Annotated in this window: 14 protein-coding genes; 8 read left to right on the forward strand and 6 right to left on the reverse strand. The window is 62.5% G+C overall.

Annotated features, from left to right (window positions below):
- Positions 1-48 precede the first annotated feature (48 nt).
- The gene (locus LRL22_RS17165; protein ID WP_270905944.1) at positions 49-1,140 is read right to left on the reverse strand and encodes a hypothetical protein; all 1,092 of its coding nucleotides are present in this window, start codon (positions 1,138-1,140) and stop codon (positions 49-51) included.
- A gap of 286 nt (positions 1,141-1,426) precedes the next feature.
- Between LRL22_RS17165 and LRL22_RS17170 the strand changes: the two genes are divergently transcribed.
- From LRL22_RS17170 to dtd, 5 genes are all read left to right on the forward strand, one after another.
- On the forward strand, positions 1,427-2,860 hold the full coding sequence (locus LRL22_RS17170) for a DUF2867 domain-containing protein (RefSeq protein ID WP_216979711.1): 1,434 nt from the start codon (positions 1,427-1,429) through the stop codon (positions 2,858-2,860).
- Between the two features lie 168 nt (positions 2,861-3,028).
- The gene (locus LRL22_RS17175; RefSeq protein ID WP_270905945.1) at positions 3,029-4,255 is read left to right on the forward strand and encodes an aromatic amino acid transporter; all 1,227 of its coding nucleotides are present in this window, start codon (positions 3,029-3,031) and stop codon (positions 4,253-4,255) included.
- A gap of 240 nt (positions 4,256-4,495) precedes the next feature.
- A complete protein-coding gene (locus LRL22_RS17180) occupies positions 4,496-5,737 on the forward strand; it encodes a malic enzyme-like NAD(P)-binding protein (RefSeq protein WP_041209732.1) in 1,242 nt (413 codons plus the stop codon).
- A 176-nt stretch (positions 5,738-5,913) separates the two neighbouring features.
- On the forward strand, positions 5,914-6,786 hold the full coding sequence (locus LRL22_RS17185) for a virulence factor BrkB family protein (protein WP_041209731.1): 873 nt from the start codon (positions 5,914-5,916) through the stop codon (positions 6,784-6,786).
- 86 nt (positions 6,787-6,872) lie between these two features.
- Positions 6,873-7,310, forward strand: a complete 438-nt coding sequence (gene dtd / locus LRL22_RS17190; protein WP_005356887.1) for a D-aminoacyl-tRNA deacylase — start codon at positions 6,873-6,875, stop codon at positions 7,308-7,310.
- Here dtd and LRL22_RS17195 read toward each other — a convergent pair.
- Positions 7,299-7,979: a spermidine synthase gene (locus LRL22_RS17195; RefSeq protein WP_270905958.1), complete on the reverse strand. Its 681-nt coding sequence runs from the start codon at positions 7,977-7,979 to the stop codon at positions 7,299-7,301. The two genes, dtd and LRL22_RS17195, sit on opposite strands and share 12 nt — an antisense overlap.
- Before the next feature lie 51 nt (positions 7,980-8,030).
- Here LRL22_RS17195 and LRL22_RS17200 point away from each other — a divergent pair, with 51 nt between their 5' ends.
- Positions 8,031-8,939, forward strand: a complete 909-nt coding sequence (locus LRL22_RS17200; RefSeq protein ID WP_115544223.1) for a bifunctional GNAT family N-acetyltransferase/hotdog fold thioesterase — start codon at positions 8,031-8,033, stop codon at positions 8,937-8,939.
- A 54-nt stretch (positions 8,940-8,993) separates the two neighbouring features.
- Here the strand turns inward: LRL22_RS17200 and LRL22_RS17205 are convergent, their stop codons facing one another.
- The 4 genes from LRL22_RS17205 to gntU all read right to left on the reverse strand — a co-directional run bounded on the left by LRL22_RS17205 (position 8,994) and on the right by gntU (position 16,355).
- The gene (locus tag LRL22_RS17205; RefSeq protein WP_270905946.1) at positions 8,994-11,111 is read right to left on the reverse strand and encodes an AsmA-like C-terminal region-containing protein; all 2,118 of its coding nucleotides are present in this window, start codon (positions 11,109-11,111) and stop codon (positions 8,994-8,996) included.
- A gap of 143 nt (positions 11,112-11,254) precedes the next feature.
- Positions 11,255-13,324 carry an ATP-dependent DNA helicase RecG gene (gene recG, locus LRL22_RS17210; protein WP_270905947.1) on the reverse strand — a complete coding sequence of 690 codons (2,070 nt, stop codon included), beginning with the start codon at positions 13,322-13,324 and terminating at the stop codon, positions 11,255-11,257.
- A 190-nt stretch (positions 13,325-13,514) separates the two neighbouring features.
- A complete protein-coding gene (pssA, locus tag LRL22_RS17215; RefSeq protein ID WP_021230775.1) occupies positions 13,515-14,864 on the reverse strand; it encodes a CDP-diacylglycerol--serine O-phosphatidyltransferase in 1,350 nt (449 codons plus the stop codon).
- Between the two features lie 150 nt (positions 14,865-15,014).
- Positions 15,015-16,355 (reverse strand): gluconate transporter, encoded by a 1,341-nt coding sequence (gntU, locus tag LRL22_RS17220; RefSeq protein ID WP_005355418.1) that lies wholly within the window; start codon positions 16,353-16,355, stop codon positions 15,015-15,017.
- 245 nt (positions 16,356-16,600) lie between these two features.
- Here gntU and LRL22_RS17225 point away from each other — a divergent pair, with 245 nt between their 5' ends.
- Both LRL22_RS17225 and edd read left to right on the forward strand, forming a co-directional pair.
- Complete coding sequence (locus LRL22_RS17225; protein WP_005340649.1) at positions 16,601-17,110, forward strand: gluconokinase; 510 nt, start codon at positions 16,601-16,603, stop codon at positions 17,108-17,110.
- Positions 17,107-18,903 (forward strand): phosphogluconate dehydratase, encoded by a 1,797-nt coding sequence (gene edd, locus LRL22_RS17230; RefSeq protein WP_270905948.1) that lies wholly within the window; start codon positions 17,107-17,109, stop codon positions 18,901-18,903. Before LRL22_RS17225 ends, edd begins: the two co-directional genes overlap by 4 nt.
- Positions 18,904-18,909: the final 6 nt, after the last annotated feature.

Raw genomic sequence — 18,909 nt, forward strand, 5'->3', positions numbered from 1 at the left:
CGCTGGCAGATCTCGTCAGCGACCGGGCTGCTGATTCCCTTTAAAGGCTCAGACCCGCAGATCGATCTGCTGCACCCAGCCGCCCTTGCCCTGTTCGGTCACATAGAGGCCGGACTGGCGCAGCACCCCCTGATTGCCGCTTTCCCCCAGATGGTTGAAGGGGGTGTCGAGGGGATGGAGCAGGATGGCGCCAATCCCCAGCTCCACCAGAGCGATGGGGGAGTGTTCCGGCTGCCAGAACTGCAGCGCCGAGAACTGGCTATCCCGCTCGTCCAGCACCCCGTTGCCATCCTCATCCAGGGTTGCCAACTCGCCGAAGCCATTGCCGGAGCGGGCGCCAAACAACTCGCCACCATCGTCTATGGTGCCGTTGCCATTGCGATCCAGCGCCACAAAGCCGCTGCCTTCACTCAAGCCCGGCAGGCGGTCCTCCTTGCCATCCTGATCGATGTCGAAATTGACCCGAGCCTCGGTCAGATCGGCGATCTTGCCATCCAGACTGAGCACCAGCGGGTCTTTCAGGGCATTGAGGGTGGTGCGCCGCTGGCTCACCTCCAGCTGGCGCCAGTCGAGCACAAAGCCGAGATCGAGCTGAATAGTCTGACCATCCCGAGTCGCTACGCTGGCCGATGCCACCACGTTGAGCTGCTCCTGTTGCAGCAGGGTGTCCGTCACCTCCACCAGTTGATCCGGCTCGGCGGCCTGAGCAGCGGCTTCTCCTTGGGTCACCCCTTCACTTCCCTCTTCGATGGGCTTGATCGGCTTGGGCAGCTCGATTTCGTGGCCCAGCATCGCCTCAATCATCAGCTTGATCAGCCGCTGGCGGTTATCCAGTCCATCGTCGGGAATACCATCCTGCTCTTTGCCGACGTCCGCTGCGGGCGGGACGGGAGGTGTTGCCGCTTGCTGGTTGGCGGCGGATTGCCTCGCGGTTTGCAGCGTCAGGGCGCTGGTGAGGGTCAGGGTGCTGCTGCGTTCGCCGGCCACTGCCGTGTTGTTGCCATCCGGTGGATTGACTACGGGTGGCACTGGCCCGAGGTTGCGCACCTTGCGGCTCTGGGCCTGTTGTTGCCGGTATTGCACCTCCCCCTGGAGGTCGTAGTGATCGATGCGCATACATTCGCCCTCGGCGCTATACATCTGGTCAGTTATCGACCGGTTAGTGAGCAGGGCTTAACACCAAATCGGACTAATCAGGGAGGTGGTTAGTACTAGGTTGCAAGGTGGTGGCGTGGCAGGATGGCAAGAGACTGGATGGTGGCGCAGTGGTTGAACATTTTCAGGTAGCGCTGCGCACGCTGGCTGACAAGCGGCATCGGTGAGGATAGGGAGAATTACATGGGAAATTGTCTGGTGATGGACGTGGCGGGCTATGGTGGATTCCTGTCTGGCGCCCCTTGCATCAATGATGTTGAGGGCTGCACTCATGCGTAATTGTCTGGTGATGGGAGCGGCAGGCTATATCGGTTCCTATCTGGTGCCTCACCTGCAAACCCTCGGCTACAAGGTGATTGCCGGGGCGCGCCGTCCCTGCCGCTTGCCTGAGGGGGTGGAGTTTCGCCTCGCCGATAGCCTCAAGCCCACCACCTTGCTGCCTGCGCTGGCGGGCATCGATACCGTCTTCTATCTGGTGCATGCCATGGGGGCGGGGGCCGATTTTCACCGGCTGGAGCAGCAGGGGGTGAAGAACTTTGCGGCGGCGGCCCGCGCCGCCGGGGTGCGCCGCATCATCTATCTCGGGGCAATCCAGCCGGAGCAGTGCAACAGTCGCCATCTCAACTCCCGCCGCCATTGTGGCGAGTTGTTTCGTGACTCCGGCGTGCCGACGGTGGAACTGCGCGCCGGCATCATCATCGGGCCCGGTTCGGCGGCGTTCGAGGTGATGCGGGATCTGGTGTTTAACCTGCCGATGATGGTGACGCCCAAATGGGTGCGCTCGCGCACGCCGCCGATTGCGCTGTCCAACCTGCTTCACTATCTGGGCGGGCTGGTGGAAGCCGACGAGGTGGATGGCCGCATCTTCAATGCGGTCGGCCCCGAGCTGCTCAGCTATCAACAGCAGTTGCAGAAGTTCGCCGCCCATATCGGCAAGCGCTGTCCCATCATTCCCATTCCGTTTCTGAGTCCGCGCCTCTCCGCCTGGTGGCTGCAGTTTGTCACCTCTGTGCCGCAGCCGGTGGCCAAGGCGCTGGTGGGGGGTCTCAAGCACGATATTCCAGCCGATGACGGCCCGCTGCGCGCCTTGCTGCCCCAGACCCTGCTCAGCTTCGACGAGGCGCTGGCGGAGAGTCTGGCGCTGGAGCAGAAGCTGGGTGCCGAACAGCAGGGGCAGGAGACGCCGCTCGGCCTGCGCTGGCGCCATCCCGAATATGGTTTCTATGACCGTACCGCCAGCGGCGAGGCCATCTGCCTCGCCTCCCCCGAGGTGGTGTGGCAGGTGTTGCAGCAGTTGGGGGGTGAGCAGCGCTACTTCTACATGAACCAGCTGTGGGTGGTGCGCGAATGGATGGATCATCTGATCGGCGGCCCGGCCCGCACCCGTGGCCGCACCAATCCGGATCGTTTCGTGAAGGGGGATATGCTCGACTCCTGGCAGATCCTCGGGGTGGATGAGGGGCGCAGGCTCGATCTGTTGTTCAACATGAAGGCCCCGGGCGTCGGGCGGCTGGAGTTCAACATCCTGCCGGAGGAGTCGGGTCTGACCCGCATCCGGGTCACCGCTCACTGGCATCCGCAGGGCGCCTGGGGGCTGGCCTACTGGCTAGCCATGCTGCCGTTCCACCTCTTTATCTTTCAGGGGATGACCGAGGCCATTGCCCGTCAGGCCGAAGCGAGAGCGGGTATTCCGGTGATGGATTAACCCTCTTCACACCATTTCCGCTTATAGAGTGCCCCGTTCGGGGCATTTTTTATGCGGCGGCCATGCCCGGTTATGGCAGATAGTGGTAGGCGTCTCATGGCAAAGGCTGGCATCATGCCGCGGTCTTGTTTACCGCGGATAGATAATCAGTCAGAAAAAGAAGGGATTATGAAGAAAAAACCGTCAATTTTGGGGGGCGCCTGCATCATTGCCAGCGTCTGCGTGGGGGCCGGCATGCTCGGTCTGCCAAGTTCGGGGGCGGGGGCCTGGACCCTCTGGTCGGTGCTGGCGCTGACCGTCACCATGGTGATGATGACCCTCTCCGGCTGGATGTTGCTGGAATCCTTCCAGCACCACGATATGCGGGTCTCCTTCAATACCGTGACTCGCGAGTTGCTGGGGGAGAAGCTCAATCTCCTCAACAACCTCTCGGTCTACTTTGTTGGCGGCATTCTGCTCTACGCCTATATCACCTCCTCCGGTGCCATCCTGCAGGGGATACTGGGGATCGACAGCAAGCTCGCGTCCGTGCTGTTCGTGGCGCTCTTCTCTGCGGTGGTGTGGCACTCGACTCGCGCCGTTGACCGTATTTCGGTGGTGCTGATCGCCTTCATGATCATCAGCTTCGCCCTCGGCGTGACCGGTCTGCTCGGCCATATCAAGCTGCCGACCCTGCTCGATCTGGCTGGTGGCGAGAGTCACTACGCCCCCTATGCCATGGCGATGCTGCCGGTGGCGCTCACCTCATTTGGCTATCACCACTCGGTCGCCTCCCTGCGCGCCTACTACCAGAACGAACGGCAGGCAAAGTGGGCGATTCTGGGGGGAACCCTGATCGCGCTGGCGCTCTATGTGCTCTGGCTGCTGGGGATCTTCGGCAACCTGCCCCGTCAGGAGTTCGCCCCCGTGATTGCCCAAGGCGGCGATGTGAACGTGCTGCTGAAGGCGCTCTCCGGTGTCATCGAGTCGGAGCAGGTGGCCAGCGCTATCAACGGCTTCTCCATGGCGGCCATTCTTTCCTCCTTTATCGGGGTGGGACTCGGGGTGTTCGACTATCTGGCGGATCTGTTCAAGTTCGACAACAGTCGTGCCGGTCGCTGCAAGAGCTGGGCTGTTACCTTCCTGCCACCGCTGCTGCTCTCGCTGCTTTTCCCGTTCGGCTTCCTGCTGGCCATCGGTTATGCCGGCGCAGTGGCCACAGTGTGGACCTGTCTTATTCCGGCGCTGCTGGTGCTGAAGTTCCGCGCCCGGGCTGCCAGTGGCAGCGCAACCCCCCATTTCGTCACCCCGGGTGGCAAGCTGGTGGCCTGGCTGCTGATCCTGTTCGGATTGGCGACCGCACTGTTCCACTTCCTCGCGATGGCGAACCTGCTGCCGGTCTACTCGGGTCAGTAATCGGCACGCAGGGGCACATGATGGCGGCAGGGCAACTTGCCGCCATTTTTTGCACCTGTAGTGCAGGATCTATAACTAAAGTGGTATCTGTGGCTGGGGGATGGTGCTAAACAAACTGGTCTGATCTGGCTAGTGGCAGCATGATCTGCTGGGCATGCCCACCGCTTTCTTTTATGATCCCCGCCCTTCTGCGTGCCCCCTGCCGGCACCTCATTTGCACCAACCACATCGGGGTCCCCCATGTCCGATCTGCGTCAAGAAGCACTCGATTACCACGCCCAGCCCGTACCGGGCAAAATTGCCATCGCCCTGACCAAGCCTGCCGAAACCGCCCGCGATCTGGCGCTGGCCTACAGCCCGGGTGTCGCCGAGCCGGTGCGCGAGATCGCCGCCAACCCGGCCGATGCCTACCGTTATACCGGCAAGGGCAATCTGGTGGCCGTCATCTCCAACGGCACCGCCATTCTGGGTCTGGGCAATCTGGGGCCGCTGGCCTCCAAGCCGGTGATGGAGGGCAAGGCCCTGCTGTTCAAGCGCTTCGCCGGCATCGACGCCATCGACATCGAGGTGAAGCACGAGACCAGCCAGCAGTTCATCGACACGGTGGCGGCTATCGCCGATACCTTCGGCGGCATCAATCTGGAAGATATCAAGGCGCCGGAGTGTTTCGAGATCGAGCAGGCGCTGATCGAGCGCTGCGATATTCCGGTGTTCCATGATGACCAGCACGGTACCGCCATCGTCACCGCTGCCGGTCTGCTCAACGCGCTGGAGATCCAGGGCAAGCTCATCAGCGACAGCCGCATCGTCTGCATGGGGGCGGGGGCTGCCGCCACCGCCTGCATGGACCTGCTGATCAAGTGTGGTGCCAGGGCGCACAACATCTTCATGCTGGATCGTCAGGGTGTTATCCACACCGGCCGCAGCGATCTCAACAAGTACAAGCAGCGCTTCGCCAACGAGACCCCGCTGCGCACCCTGATGGATGTTATCGAAGGGGCGGATGTGTTTGTTGGCGTTTCCGGCCCCGATGTGCTGCCCGTTGAAGCGGTCGCCCTGATGGCGCCCAATCCGGTGATCTTCGCCTGCTCCAACCCGGACCCGGAGATCAAGCCGGCGCTGGCCCACGGGGTGCGCAGCGACCTCATCATGGGCACCGGTCGCTCCGATTACCCGAACCAGATCAACAACGTGCTCTGCTTCCCCTTCATCTTCCGCGGTGCCCTCGATGCCCGTGCCAGCCGCATCAACGATGCCATGAAGATTGCTGCGGTCGAGGCGATCCGCGCGCTGGCCAAGGAGCCGGTGCCGGCCGAGGTGCTGACCGCCGCCGGGGTCAGCGAGCTCGCCTTCGGCAAGGATTACGTCATTCCCAAGCCGATGGATGCCCGTCTGCTGCCGCGGGTTGCCCGCGCCGTGGCGCTGGCGGCGGTGGCCTCTGGCGTCGCCCGCATCGAGCTGCCTGCGGACTACATGTTGTAATCCGGCGTTGCAAACGGCCCCATAGCGGGGCCGTTTTTATCTCTGCTTCTTGCGACAGCCAGAGACGCCAGCTGGGTGACAGGTTGGGGGAGATGGGGGCAAATCGGGTTCAAAGGTGGTCAAACAGCGCTCTCCTCTGACACAATATTGCCACTATGACGCTAACGAGAATCAAGATGCAGCAGCCTGTCAGCGGCCGTTTGGCCCACGCCCTCTCCTTCTTGCGCCATGATGGTCGCCACTTTGCCCAGTTTGTCTGGGGCCGTTTCCAGCAGGACAGATTGACGGTCACCGCCGGTTATCTGGCCTATGTCACCCTGCTTTCACTGGTGCCGATGATCGCCGTGGTCTTTGGCATGATGTCCGCCTTCCCGGTGTTCCAGAGCCTCAAACAGGCGATGGAGCAGTTCGTCTACCACAACTTCGTGCCGACGGCGGGAGAGGTGCTCAAGGAGTACATCGACGGCTTCGTCGCCAATGCCACCAACACCACGGCGGTGGGGATCGGGGCGCTGGTGGTGGTGGCGCTGATGCTGATCTCCGCCATCGACAAGAACCTCAACTACATCTGGCGTTCGACCCAGGGCCGCCCGCTGGCGCAGGCGTTTGCCATGTACTGGATGATCCTCACCCTGGGGCCCGTGCTTATCGGTGCCAGCATAGCCATCTCCTCCTACATCTTCTCGCTGCGGCTGTTTGGCGCCGAGAGCCTGTTCGGCATCGGCTATCTGCTGCTGCGCGGCTTGCCATTCCTCTTCTCGGTGCTCACCTTCCTGCTGGTCTATACCGTGGTACCGAACTGCAAGGTACGGCTGGCCCACGCCTTTATCGGCGCGCTGGTGGCGGCGACCCTGTTCGAGCTGGCCAAGCGCGGCTTTGCCATCTACATCACCAGCTTCCCCTCCTATCAGGCCATCTACGGCGCGCTGGCCACTATCCCGATCCTGTTTGTCTGGGTCTATTTGAGTTGGCTGGTGGTGCTGCTTGGTGCGGAGACTACCGCCTGCCTCGGCGAGTACGAGAAACCGGCGAGTGAGGAGCTTGGCTAAGCCATCGCCTTGGCCACCGGTTTATTGGTAGCATCGACGACCGCCCCTGTGAGGGGGCGGTCGTTCTGTTTTCAAAGGAGAGGGATGTGATTGCATTGATTCAGCGGGTCAGCGAGGCCAGCGTGACTGTCGAGGGGGAGGTGACCGGCGCCATCGGTCAGGGATTGCTGGTACTGCTCGGGGTAGAGCAGGGGGATGACGAGGCCAAGGCCGACAAGTTGCTGCATCGGGTCAGTGGTTATCGCATCTTTCCGGATCAGGAGGGCAAGATGAACCTCAATGTCAGCCAGATCGGCGGCAGTCTGCTGGTTGTCTCCCAATTCACGCTGGCGGCGGATACCAAGCGAGGGATGCGTCCCAGCTTCTCCTGCGGTGCTCACCCGAGCGAGGCCGAGCGGCTCTATGACTACTTCGTGGCCAAGGCCGCCGCCAGCGGAATCCCGACCGAAACCGGCCGTTTTGCCGCCGACATGAAGGTGGCGCTGGTCAACGAGGGACCGACGACCTTCTGGCTACAGGTCTGAGGATGTTTCGTCCCGCGGTGTGACGTGGACGATCACGTTGATGAGCCCCGCTACCGGATAGGGGGTTGCCGGGCCAATCCACTGTTCGATCAGCGTCAGGGCGTGGGTTAGCTCCAGTTCGGTGCGTGGCAACAGGTTGATGACCAAAGTGCCGTTCAGCCGGGGGGCCAGCGTCCGGTAGAGCCGCTCCTGAAACAGCAGCAGCGGGTTGCCATCCTGACTGAAGAGATCGAGCAGGATGAGGTCGTACTGCTGCTCGCTCTGCTCCAGAAAGGCGAGGGCATCGGCCTGATGGAGTGCCGGAGCGGCGTGTTCATCGCTCTCCTGATGCTGGAAAAACTGCTGATAAACGGTCAGCACCTCTTCGTCGAGGTCAACGCACTCGTGGCGGGCATCTGGCCAGCGCTGACTCAGATGGCGGGTGAGATCGCCGCCACCCAGACCCAGCTCGAGTATCTGTGTGGCCTGTTCCGGCAGCAGGCAGGCGATGACTCGCTGATGGGGTAGACAGAGAGCTGCGGGGTCGGCGAGCGACATGGCGGATTGCACCACGCCGTCTATCTCTAGCCAGCGGTGCTGGTCATTTTCCTGTACCGTGAGGCGGCGCTGGGGTTTGACGCTGAGGTGCAACAAGTGATCGGCTTGGTACGCTTGCAGATTGAAGTCCATGAATTTGCACGGCAAGATGGTTTCCGACCAGTGTAACTCAAGGATGAAACTATGTACCGGGTAGTCACCCCTCAGACAGTCGCCGAGCTGGATGCCTACTACCAGTTGCGCTGGGAACTTCTGCGTAAGCCCTTCAATCTGCCCGTCGGTTCCGAGCGGGACGAATACGATACGGTCGCCATTCACCGGCTGATGCTGGCACCCGATGGCACTCCCATCGCGGTAGGGCGCCTCTTTATCGGCGGCGACGAGGCACAGATCCGCTTTATGGCGCTGCGGCCCGAATATCGCGGCCAGGGGCTGGGTGCCCAAATGGTGGAAGATCTCGAGCAGTTGGCCCGCAGCGAGAAGGTGAAACGGCTGGTGATGAACGCCCGTCAGGAGGCGGTGGAGTTCTATCGCAAGTGCGGTTTTCTCGAAGTGGGGGGCGGCCCTGTCTCATTTGGTCGCATTCCCCATCGCCAGATGATCAAATCCCTGAGCCCGTTGCAGACTATCCAGTACCGGCCGGAGTGGTGTCAGGATCTCACCACCCGCTGGTCACGCGGGGTACCCATCAGCGAGAAGATGGGGATGCACATCAGCCACTACGATGGCCAGACTTTCCACCTCAAGGCCAATCTGGCGGCCAACTTCAACGTGCATGGCAGCATGTTCGCCGGCAGTGTCTACAGCCAGTGCGTGCTGGCGGGCTGGGGGCTGATCTGGTTGCAGCTTAAAGAGGAGGGGCTGGTGGGCGAGCCGGTGCTGGCCGAGAGCACCATCAAATATCATGGCCCGGTCGATGAGGAGCCGGAGGCGCGAGTGGCCCGCGAGGGGATGCCCGCCGTGCTGCAGCCGCTCAAACGGGGCGAGCCTGCCACCTTCAGCCTCAAGATCCAGCTGTTCAGCGGCAGCAAGCTGGCGGCGGAGTTCTGCGGTCACTACGTGGTGCAGCCGCCCCGCCGCCCGGGCCAGTAACCGCGCCATTTCCCCATCAAACAACAAGGCCTCATCATGAGGCCTTGTCTGTTTTTACCCTTGTTGGCTGTCGCTTGTCTGCCCGGCTTGGGTCTGCACTTGGGCTTGGGCTTGGGCTTTCGGCGCGGGAGCCGGTCGCCAGAGCGGTGCGCTGTTGCCTTGCGGCGGATAGCGTACTCCCACTTCCCAGCCGCAAGAGTCCTGCTTCTGCGGGAAGCTCCATGCCAGCGTGGGGGCAGTTAGCGGCCCGCGCCACTGGCCGAGCAGCTCGGCGCAGCGGTTGCCATTGAGGATCCCCAGATCGAGCTGCCACTGTTCGTTGACCAGATCGATCCCCCCTTGCAGCGCCAGCAGATGAGTGATGGTGGAGGCGCCAGCCTGCTCGACTTGTAGTTGCCCCTTGTCGATCTTGCCCTGCAGCTTGATGCGGTAGAAGGGGGTGTCACCCTCCTGCATCGCCTGCCACAGCTGATCCGGCGTCAGGGTGGGCGGGGTCGCGCCCTTGAACCACTCATCCAGCAGTGGATCTATCTTCACCTTGTCCCAGAACGGCTCGTCGGCATCGAGGGCAAAGCTGCCTTGCAGGGTCTGGCGCCACTCGCCCGCCGTTTTGCCGTGTTCGGCTTGCAGGTCGGCGCTCACGTCCGCCTTACCGGCAAAGGAGACAGGGGAGTGGAATATCTTGCCCCATTGCTGCAGATCCAGCTTGGTCGCCTGCAGTTGGAGGTGGCTGCTCTGGCCTGGTTCGCGGCCCCACTGGCCACTCAGACTGAGGGTGCCCTCATCCGGCAGCGAGCTGGTGAGTTTGCCCAGTTGCCAGGAGCTGGGGGTCAGCTCCCCATCCAGCTCGCCGTTACGGGCGCTGAGGCCATCCCACACCAGCTCGAACCACTTGCTCTCGATACGAGCACGGCCGAGCAGCGGGCCGGGTTGGTTATCGCGCAGGGCGAGATCGCTCAGATAGAGCTGCCAGCCGGTCAGCGACAGGGGCAGGGTATCGTCGAAGGAGAGCACCTTGAGCCTGTCGAACGCCAGCTTGCGGATATCGACCTGCTGCGGGCGCCAGCTCTGCCAATCCTGCCACCACCCTTGCGGCAGGCTGATATCCATGCCGCTCAGCGCCACGTCTTTCAGGGTCAGCTTCTGCTGCTGGCTATCGAGGGAGAGCTCGACATTGAACTCCCCTTCATAGGCCTTGCCCCGCAGTTCACCGTCGATCTGCTGGGGCGAGAAGGCGAGCTTGCCTTTGATCTCCTCCAGCTGGAACAGGCCGCGGCCCATGTCGCCCAGGGTGCCGCTCAGATAGCCGGTGGGCTGGTTGCCCGCCTGCCAGTTGAAGGCGGTGAGCTGGCCGCTGAAGTTGTTGAAGGAGAGCTCCTGATTGATGTCGTTGAGGCTGACGCCGTCCAGATGACCGCGATCCAGCGACACCCTTTGCAACGGGAAGCGCTGCGGTAAGCCTTGTTGTGTCAGATCGCCCAGCTCCACCCGCATGCCGCGCGCCTTGAGGTCATGCAGTTGCAGGGTGCGGGCGGGCCAGTCCAGTACCATGCCGGTCTCCAGCAGACCGTCGAACAGGTTGGTCACCAGCTTGTCGGTGCGCAGCACTTCTCCTTCAAGCTTTCCTTGCAGGCTGAGACGGGCGAAGGTGAACTGCGGAGTCTCCAGCTGGCCGATATTGAGGCTCAGGTTTGCCTGTGGTTGCCGTTTCGGATCGATCAGCTCCCAGTCGCTCAGGGTGGCGTTGAGGCCGCGCAGGGTCAGCTCGGGGCTTTCCAGACTGAGCCGGTCTATGGTGCTGTCACTGATGGTGAGGGAGTGCACCGGCAGGCTCGGTAGCTGGTTGGGCAGCGGCAGCTTGATGGCGGGACGGATCAGATCGAGATGGGCGATCCGCACGTCGCGGCTCAGCCAGTCGATGCTCTCGATCTCCAGATAGATCTTGTCGAGGGAGACCGCATCGCCGTAACGCACCTGCTCAGCCAGCAGGGTGTAGGGGTGGAGCGGGTTGAATACCAGCCGCCCTATGGTGACCGGCACACCTGTCTGCTGGCTGATCCAGCTGGCGATGGGGCCTTTGGCGCGCTCGGCGTCGAACAGGCCGAGGGCAACCCAGACAAACAGCAGCAGGAAGGCGAAGGTGTAGAGCAGGCCGCGTAGCCAGGAATTCATGGTTGCTTTCCTCCTGTTTTGGGGTGTGTTGTCAGGCGTTTGAGTAGTGGTCTCGCAGACCGAGCCAACGCCGTATCAAGGGTTCGACATGACTCGGATGCCTATCCATAAGGAGATGTGCCCATCTTCTGCATCTATTTCGATCAGGCATTGGAATAGTGATCCCGTAAGCCGAGCCAGCGCCGTATCAAGGGTTCGACATGACTCGGGTGCCTATCCATCAGGAAGCGCGCCATTTTTTGCACCTGCGGAATAAGCGGCTGATCCCGCACCAGATCAGCGATCTTGAGATCGGCCAGACCGGTCTGGCGAGTGCCGAGCAGTTCCCCCGGGCCGCGCAGTTCCAGATCGCGCTGGGCGATGAGGAAGCCGTCGTTGGTCTCCCGCAGCACCCCGAGCCGGCTCTGGGCCGTCTTGGACAAGGGGGCATGATAGAGCAGCACGCAGTGTGAGGCCACCGCCCCCCGGCCAACCCGACCGCGCAGCTGGTGCAGCTGCGCCAGCCCGAGCCGCTCCGGGTTCTCGATGATCATCAGGCTGGCGTTGGGCACATCCACCCCCACCTCGATGACGGTGGTGGCGACCAGCAGTTGCAGTATGCCTGCCTTGAACTCCTCCATCACCCGCTGTTTCTCGACCGGCCGCATTCGGCCGTGTACCAGCCCGATATGCAGGCCGGGCAGCAGGTTTTGCAGCTCGGCGGCGGTATCCTCGGCAGCCTGACACTCCAGCACCTCCGACTCCTCGATCAGGGTGCAGACCCAGTAGGCCTGCTTGCCCTCGGTGCAGGCGAGCTTGACCCGTTCGATCACATCGCCACGACGACTGTCGGGCAGCGCGACTGTGGTGATGGGGGTGCGGCCCGGCGGCAGTTCGTCGATGACCGAAGTATCGAGGTCGGCATAGGCGGTCATCGCCAGGGTGCGGGGGATGGGGGTGGCGGTCATGATGAGCTGATGGGGATGTACCCCTTCCCGCTCCCCTTTCTCGCGCAGGGCGAGGCGCTGATGCACCCCGAATCTGTGCTGTTCATCGATGATGACCAGCGCCAGGCGCTGGAACACCACCTGCTCCTGAAAGATGGCGTGGGTGCCCACCACCATCTTGACGCTGCCATCGGCGATGGCGGCCAGCGACTCTTCCCGCGCCTTGCCTTTCTGTTTGCCAGCCAGCCAGCCGACCCCGATGCCGAGCGGCTCCAGCCACTTGGCGAAGTTGATGGCGTGCTGTTCCGCCAGCAGCTCGGTCGGCGCCATCAAGCCCACCTGACAGCCATTGCCGATAGCCTGCAGGGCGGCCAGCGCTGCGACCAGGGTCTTGCCGGATCCCACATCCCCCTGCACCAGCCGCATCATGGGGTGACTCTGTTGCAGATCCTTACTTATCTCGGCCACCACCCGGCTCTGGGCGCCGGTGGGCTTGAACGGCAGGGCGCCGAGCAGCTGTTCAACCAGCGCGGGCGCCGGTTTGAGGGCGCGAGCCAGCTGGGTTTGCGCCTGAGCGCGCACCTTGAGTACCGAGAGGTTGTGAGCCAGCAGCTCCTCCAGTACCAGTCGCTGCTGGGCCGGATGCTGGCCGCTTTCCAGCAGCGGCAGCGCCACCGAGGGGGGTGGGCGGTGCAGCAGCTTCAGAGCAGCGGCCAGCTCAATCTGGTGGGGATAGAGGCCGGCGGGCAGCAGCTCCTCGACGCCATAGAGGTCGAGCTGAGCCAGCGCCTGATCGGTGAGGCTGCGCAGGGTGAGCTGGCGCAGCCCTTCGGTCGTCGGGTAGACGGGGGTGAGCGCCTCTTCGGTCTGACCTGCCTGCTCCTCGCCGAGCAGCTTGTACTCGGGGTGGGCCATCTCCAGCCCGTATTTGCCGGGGCGCACCTCGCCAAAACAGCGGATCAGGCGGCCCGCCGCCAGACTGTTTTTCTGGGCGGCGGTGAAGTTGAAGAAGCGCAGGGTGAGGGTGCCGGTGCCATCGCTGATGCGACAGACCATCATGCGGCGGCGCCCCATCACCAGCTGAGTGTCCTGGATTTCGCCCTCGACTGCGCCGTGCAGGCCGGGCGGCAGATCGCCGATGGGCCACACCTGGGTGCGGTCCTCGTAGCGCAGGGGAAGGTGGAACAGCAGATCCTGTACCGTGGCCAGCCCCAGCCGCTCGAGCTTCTCCAGCATCTTGCTGCCGACACCCTTGAGGCTATCGAGAGGAATTTTATCCAATTTCATCAATTAGATGCCCGAAAACACTGTAAATATGTCCAGATGATAGGGGTTGTTGAGGGGCCGATGCAAGCCGAGTTGCTGCTGGCAGGGCCGTCAAGGCGGGGGAAACGGCGGATATAACAAAGGCCTGCCGAAAACGGGAGGCCTTTGTGCGGCTGCCAACAGGCAAGGTGCGGGCGCATGGCGCCCGGAGTCAGATGATGCGTTTGAGCAGCAGGTGGGCTTTGACCCTGTGGATCCGTCCCAGCAGCTTGCGCACCTGTTCCGGGTAGTCCTGAATCTGCTCAACCTGATCAAAGTGGCTGATCCGCTTGGTGTTGGTCAGGATGTTCTCCCGCTCCGCGTTGAACTGGGGACGCAGCAGGTGGCGACGATCGTGTACCAGCAGGCCATTCTCCAGATCCAGCGCCCAGGCGCGCGGGTTGAGGTTGTTGCCGGTGAGCAGGGCCCACTCGTCATCCACGAAGATCCCCTTGAGATGGTAGGAGTTGCGTTCGCAACACCAGAGCATCAGGTTGAGGCGGCCGTCGTCGATGTGACGCTGGTTGCGCTCGGCAAACTTGCGCAGGTTGGTCTCGTAGAGATAGGGCAGGCCACCGATGGTGGAGAACTTCTCTTCCGGCGGAATGAAGAAGTCGTTGGCGGTCTTGTCGCCCACTACGATGGTGACTTTGCAACCGCGCTGCAGCAGATCCTCGATATCCTTGCTCAACTCCTTGGGCGGGTTGAAGTAAGGGGTGCAGATGAAGATCTCCCGCTCGGTGGCGCGCACCAGATTGCGGATCATCAGGTTGAGCTGATTGTTGCGTTTGCCCAGACCCACCATGGGGGTGACGGCCACCTCCTGGGTGTTGACCGGCATGGTGCTGAAACGGTACTGGCTCTGGCGCAGGCTCTGCTTGAAGCGGCGGATCGGCCCCTTCAGCTGTTTGGCGCTGGGGATATCGCTGTGATCCAGTCGCTGCACCGCGTCGCTCTTCACGAACAGGTCATCCACATAGTTGACCATGCTGCGGGCCAGCTCCGGGCTGGTGATCTGGTGATAGCGATCGAAGCGGTAGCGATCCTGCTGGTGCAGGTAGATGTCGTTGAGGCTGGCACCGGAGTAGAGCACCACATCATCAAAGATGAAGCCCTTGAGGTGGAGCACGCCGAGCAGCTCGCGCCCCTTGACCGGTACGCCGTAGATTTCGATCTGGTGCTCGTGTTCGGCAGCCATGGCCTGATACATCAGGTGGTTGCCGCCCTGCTTGCCCTTGCCGATCAGGCCGCGCTGGGCACGGTGGAAGTCGACGAACAGCTTGATGTCGAGGGCCGGATTGCGCTGCTTGGCGGCGTAGAGGGCGGAGAGGATCTCCCGGCCTGCTTCGTCATCCTGCAGATAGAGCGCGACCAGATAGATGCGCCGGGTGGCACTGGCGATAAGCGCAAGAATGCGGCGTTTGAAATCCTGGGCGCTGTAGAGCACTTCAAACTGATCCGCTGCGACGGCGATCTGGGGCAGGCGCGCCAGCAGTTGTCGATAATGGGCCGATGAATGCATAGATAAACCTGAAATCACGGGGTTAAGCGTTCCACTCGGAGCGATGAATAGGCGATTCTAGCAATCTCGCCCTCTGGGCCAAAGCAAGAATCATCAGAAAGATGAAAAAGGCCTCACGAGTGAGGCCTTTTTGTCAGCATTTCGCCCTTGTCAGAGGAAGCTGTAGATGATCATCGCCATCACGCCGCCGGTGGTGCCGATGATGGTCTCCATCACGGTCCAGGTCTGCAGAGTCTGCTTCTCGGTCAGGCCGAGGTAGCGGTTCGCCAGCCAGAAACCGGAGTCGTTGACGTGGGAGAGCACGATGGCACCGCCGCCGATGGCGATGGTGACGGCCGCCAGCTGGGCACCGTTCAGGCCGAGGGGTTCCAGCATCGGCAGCACCAGACCGCAGGCGGTCAGCATGGCGACGGTGGCGGAACCCTGAATCACCCGTACCGCAGCGGCCAGAATGAAGGCCAGCGCGACGATGGGCAGACCGGAGTCGGCCAGCATGTTGCCCAGAGCGGCACCCACACCGGAATCAACCAGTACCTGTTTGAACACGCCACCGGCACCGGTCACCAGGATGATGACACCGGCGGGCTGGATGGCGCTGTTGCAGACGCTCATCACCTCGTCACGGGACATGCCGCGGCGAATACCCAGCAGATAGAAGGCGGCCAGACAGGCGACCATGATGGCAGTGAAGGGGTGACCGATGAACTCCAGCCAGTTGTGCAGGGTGGAGCCCGCCTCGACGAAGCGACCGACGATGGTCTTGAGGCCGATCAGCAGCAGCGGCAGGCCGATCAGACCCATGGCCAGCCCGAAGGAGGGCAGGGATTTGCTGTCATCGTGGACGCTGTTCTGGGCATCGGCAGGCAGCGGTACATCGACGATCTTGCTGATGAAGTCGCCGAACAGCGGGCCAGCAAGGATCAGCGCCGGTACGGCAGCGATCAGACCGAACAGGATCATGTAGCCGAAGTCGGCACCCAGCTGGGATGCCACCAGGATCGGGCCCGGCGCCGGGATAAGGAAGGCCTGGCAAGTGGCGATACCGGCCAGCAGAGCGATACCAATCTTCACCACGCTGCCGCCACCACGACGGACGATGGCGAAGGCGACGCCGATCAGCAGCACCACGGCCACATCAAAGAACAGCGGCAGGGCGCAGACAAAGCCGGTCAGGGCCATGGCCCAGTTGGCGCGCTTGACGCCGAACTTGCCGAGCAGGGTGTGAGCCACCCGGTCGAGGGCACCGGTCACTTCCATCACCTTGCCGAACATGGCGCCCAGCGCCACCACTACCGCGACGAAACCGAGGGTGCCACCCATCCCTTTCTGGATGGTGTTGGCGATATCGGCCGGGTTCATGCCAGCGGCGAGACCCGCCACCATGGAGACCAGGATCAGGGCTACCACGGCGTGGAGCCGGGCCTTCATCACCAGGAAGAGCAGCAGCACAATCGAGCCGGCGGCTGTCATGATCAGGGAGAGGTCAGACATTGTTATGCGTTCCTTTTTCCAAGTTCAGTCGTGACACCTTGCCGATCCGTCGGCAAACCATATCTTTATGATTTATTTAGATTTATGGCAAGGGCTCAACATCATATGCCCAGGTGACTATGGGTTTGCTCAGTCTGTGGCAGACTTCACATTTTCAATGGTTACCGGTAACATGTTACCGGTAACGTGTTAGATTAGAACCCATCAACAGCTGGTTTTTTGAAAAGTGGGACAGAGGTCAAATTATGGCGGGTAAGTGCATTATCGTGATGGGTGTGTGTGGTAGCGGCAAATCCAGCGTGGGTCTGAAAGTGGCCGAAGCGCTGGGTGCCAAGTTCATCGATGGTGATGACCTGCACCCCAAGGCCAACATCCAGAAGATGGCTGGCGGCAACCCCCTCAACGATGAGGATCGTGCCCCCTGGCTGGAGCGGATCCGCGACGCCGCCTACAGTCTCGAGCAGAAGAACGAGACCGGCATCATCGTCTGTTCCGCTCTCAAAAAGAAGTACCGCGACCAGATCCGCGAAGGCAACGAGTCGGTCAGCTTCATCTTCCTCGATGGCAGCCAGCCGCTGATCCTCGAGCGGATGCGTGCCCGCAAGGGCCACTTCATGCGCGAAAGCATGGTACAAAGTCAGTTCGATACCCTGGAGCGCCCGGATGGCGAAGCCGGTGTATTCCACATTGATATAGACGGCACCTTCGAACAGGTGGTTGACCGCGCCGTCACAGCATTGGAGCAAGCCCAATGATTCATAAGGTAATTTCCGACGTCACTGCCCGCATCCGCGAGCGCAGTGCCGCCCGCCGTCAGGCCTTTATGGCCCGCATCCAGCGTCAGGCCGAGCAAGGCAAGACCCGCGCCGCACTGGCCTGCGGCAACCTGGCCCACGCCGTGGCCGCCTGCAGCAGTGACGAGAAGGGTCGCATCCTCGACATGACCCGTGCCAACGTCGGTATCGTCACCGCCTACAACGACATGCTGAGTGCCCATCAGCCCTATCAGGGCTATCCGGATATCATCAAGGGCGCGCTGGCCGAACTGGGCCACAGTGCTCAGGTCGCCGGCGGCGTGCCCGCCATGTGCGATGGCGTGACCCAGGGGCAGCCGGGGATGGACATGTCCCTCTTCTCCCGCGACCTGATCGCCCAGGCGACCGCGCTGTCGCTCTCTCACAACACCTTCGACGCCACCCTGCTGCTCGGCATCTGCGACAAGATCGCTCCGGGCCAGATCATGGGGGCCCTCTCCCACGCCCACCTGCCGACTGCATTTGTTCCTGCTGGCCCGATGGCGAGCGGCATCAGCAACGACGAGAAGGTGAAGGTGCGTCAGAAGTACGCCGCCGGTGAAGTGGGTCGCGATGCTCTGCTGGAGATGGAGTGCGGCGCCTACCACGCGGCAGGCACCTGCACCTTCTACGGCACCGCCAACACCAACCAGCTGGTGTTCGAGGCCATGGGCCTGATGCTGCCGGGCTCCGCCTTTGTGCACCCGCATAGCGAGCTGCGCCGCGCCCTGACCGCTGAAGCGGCCCGCCGCATCAGCGCCATGATCCCGGGTTCCCCGGCCTATCGCCCGCTGAGCGAGGTGCTGGATGAGCGCTCGCTGGTCAACGGTCTGGTGGCCCTGCTCGCCTCTGGCGGCAGCACCAACCACAGCATCCACATGGTGGCGCTGGCCCGCGCGGCCGGTCTGGTACTGACCTGGGATGACATCAGCGATCTCTCCGACGTGGTGCCGCTGCTGGTTCGCATGTACCCGAACGGCCCGGCCGACGTCAACGCCTTCGAACAGGCAGGCGGCGTGCCCGGCCTGATGCGCCGTCTGGCAGAAGAGGGGCTGATCCACATGGACGCTACTCCGGTCTTTGGCGAGATGCAGGATTACCTCAGCCGTCCGGCACTGGTGGATGGCCAGCTGGTATGGCAGCCGGTGGGCGAAAGCGGCGATGCGAGCGTGTTGTCACCTTCCGGCAGCGTATTCCAGGCCACCGGCGGCACCAAGCTGCTGGCGGGCAATCTGGGCCGCGCCGTGGTCAAGGTCTCCGCCGTGGCTCCCGAGTATCGGGTGATTGAAGCACCGGCGCGGGTCTTCTCCTCCCAGCATGCGGTGGAAGCAGCCTACAAGGCGGGCGATCTCAATCAGGACGCCGTGATCGTGGTGCGCCACAATGGCCCGGCCGCCAACGGCATGCCGGAGCTGCACAAGCTGATGCCGGTGCTCGGCAACCTGCAGAAGGCGGGTTACAAGGTGGCGCTGGTCACCGATGGCCGTCTCTCCGGCGCCTCCGGCAAGATCCCGGCCGCCATCCACGTCACCCCGGAAGCGCTGCACGGCGGGGCCATCGGTCTGCTGGCTGACGGCGACCTGCTGCGGGTTGACGCGGTAAACGGCAGCCTCGACTGCCTGACTGATTTGAGTGGCCGTACCCAGGCCGAGATTGACCTCACTCTGGAACAAGAGGGGTGGGGCCGTGAACTGTTCAGCGTGATGCGTCGCGCGGTATCGAGCGCCGAGTGTGGCGCTACCATCTTTGACTAAGGAAGA

It is taken from the genome of Aeromonas sp. PI_26 (genome assembly GCF_027854445.1).
GTDB lineage: Bacteria > Pseudomonadota > Gammaproteobacteria > Enterobacterales > Aeromonadaceae > Aeromonas > Aeromonas veronii.